The following is a 2260-nucleotide window of genomic DNA, read 5'->3' as shown; positions in this document are numbered from 1 at the left end:
CCTGTTGTGAAAGTGCTGGTCACAGCCACTCGTTGATGGCTGCGACCAGCACTGTGGCTTCGTAGCGGACGGCGAGTTTGTCGTACCGAGTGGCAACGGCCCTGTGGCGCTTGAGCCGGTTGATCCCGCACTCGACCGCGTGCCGTTGCTTGTAGTCGTCCTTGTCGAATTTCGGTGGGCGCCCGCCACGCGATCCGCGCTTGAGGCGGTTGCGGATCCGGTCCGCAGGGACCGGGATGGTGGCTTTGATCCCGCGTCTGCGCAGGTAGGAGCGATTGCCGCGGGAGTCGTACGCCTTGTCGGCCCGCACCCGGTCCGGACGCTTGCGCGGCCTGCCGGGCCCCGTTCGCGGCACCCGGATGGCTTCCAGGACCGGCTCGAACTGCGGGGAGTCACCCCGCTGCCCGGCCGTGATCACCACGGACAAGGGCTTTTGCCCCTGCTCGACCGCGAGGATGCTCCTATAGATCGTCAAGCGGTGGGGCAGAGCTGTTTGGTGGTGAGTTGCGGACGGGGTAGCAGGCGGTAGATCTCGCGGGCGACGAAGCGTTTCAGGCACCGGATGATGTCCCTCTTGGAGAGGCCGTCGGCGGTGCGTCGGGCGACGTATGCCTGAGTGCGCAGGTCGTACTTCATGCGGACCAGGACGATGGTGTGAAGGGCTCTGTTGGCCTGACGGTCGCCGCCGCGGTTGAGCCGGTGGCGGTGGGTGCGACCGGAGGACGCAGGGATGGGTGAGGCTGCGCAAAGGTGAGCGAAGGACGCCTCGGAGCGGAGACGTTCGGGGTTGTCACCAGCGGTTTCCAGGAGCTGACCTGCAGTCTCGGGGCCCACGCCGGGCAGCGCGACGAGCTTGGGGGCAGCTTTGGTAACCAGAGGGCCGATCTCCGCTTCGGCCTCCTTTATCTCCTCGTCTAGTGCTTGGTAGCGGCGGGCCAGTCGCCTCAGGGTGACTTTGGTCGTGTAAGCGGGATCTTCGAGGTTCCCGGTAGGGCGCGAGCGGGAGAGGGTATCGATCAAGTCTTTGGCGGACAAGCCGCGGAATCTGTCACGGACCTCGCTGGGGGCGCTGATCATCAGAGCGCGGACCTGGTTGATGACTTGGGTGCGGGCCTTGACCGCAGAGTTGCGGGCCACGCGCAGAACACGGATGGCTTCTACGATGCCGTCGCGGGTCTTTGGGGTGCCGTGAGCGCGGCCTGACAGAACAGCGGTAGCAGCCGCGTAGGCGTCGACGGGGTCGGACTTGCCGTTGGCGCGGCGAGCCTTGCGGTCGGGGCGGTCGACCTCGATGACGATGAGTCCGTTGCCGCGCAGGAAGCGGGCGAGCTCGGCACCGTAGGAACCGGTCCCCTCCATCCCGACAGCGATGATCTCGCCGTGGGAAGTGAACCATTCCAGCAGTCGCCAATAGCCGTCTGGGGTCGTCTCGAATGATTCGGTGGCCAGCTGCCGGCCCACAGTGTCGATGACGGCGGCCTGGTGAAAGTCGGTATGGGTGTCGATCCCGCCGACCACAGTGATCTCGGTTGTCTCGGTGGCTGTCATGCTGGTGATGCTGTCCTTCCGAACCGCGCTCTGGAGAGGGGGATAGCACGGGCCGGTCGGGCAGACGGACAACACAGTGATGGGACCTCTGGTCAGGCTCCTATTAGGTCACGAAAGTCCGGCTGGCCACGCGCGTGATCGCCCGGACCGACGCTTCCTCGCCAGGACAACACAACAGCGTCGGTGGATTTTTGGGTCAGGTCCAAAGCGACCACCCAGCAATCATCACTGTGGATTTTGCTGGTCAGTCCGCCGCGGGAGCGTCCGAGGCCGTGGTCGGCCGGCTCGACGAAGATCCCGCCGGGCGGCTCTTTCTGGAGGTCCCCTTTTTCGCCGCTCCGGCGGCGTGCTGGTGGGCCCGGCAGACGGTGGAGTCGACGTTCACGTCCCAGGTGATCAGGCCCTTCGCATCGGCCTCGGCCTGGAGCTGGGTGAGGATCCTTGCCCAGGTGCCGTCCCGCTGCCAGCGCCGGAACAGGTCATAGACCCGGTCCCACGGCCCATACCGTTCGGGCACGTCCCGCCAGGGAGCACCGGTCCGGGTCCGCCACCGTATGCCGTCTATCAGCTGCCGCCGTGTCCACACCTGCGGCCGGCCCGGCTTGATGCCCGTCGGCAACAAAGGCTCCAGCCGGGCCCACTGGCCATTCGTCAGATCCCCACGTCCCACAGGACGTGATCATCAACGAACAAGATCCACTTTCGCAACAGA

Annotated in this window: 2 protein-coding genes and 1 pseudogene; all 3 read right to left on the bottom strand. The window is 65.9% G+C overall.

The features are described from left to right. Positions 1–19: 19 nt before the first annotated feature. Positions 20–454, bottom strand: a pseudogene (locus tag AC068Z_RS42205) (transposase); the annotation flags it as partial. A gap of 17 nt (positions 455–471) precedes the next feature. Next, positions 472–1548 carry an IS110 family RNA-guided transposase gene (locus tag AC068Z_RS42200; RefSeq protein WP_478569095.1) on the bottom strand — a complete coding sequence of 359 codons (1077 nt, stop codon included), beginning with the start codon at positions 1546–1548 and terminating at the stop codon, positions 472–474. A gap of 244 nt (positions 1549–1792) precedes the next feature. Further along, on the bottom strand, positions 1793–2218 hold the full coding sequence (locus AC068Z_RS42195; RefSeq protein ID WP_478569092.1) for an IS5 family transposase: 426 nt from the start codon (positions 2216–2218) through the stop codon (positions 1793–1795). Positions 2219–2260 lie beyond the last annotated feature (42 nt).

The sequence above is a fragment of the Streptomyces sp. NPDC043726 genome, from assembly GCF_056436565.1.
Note: the sequence above shows the minus strand (reverse complement) of the source record. Positions and strands in the feature narration are given on the sequence as shown.

What these genes read in the sequence shown, in the direction of transcription:
- AC068Z_RS42200 (WP_478569095.1), bottom strand. Translation starts at nt 1,548, where the DNA reads ATGACAGCCACCGAGACAACCGAGATCACTGTGGTCGGCGGGATCGAC.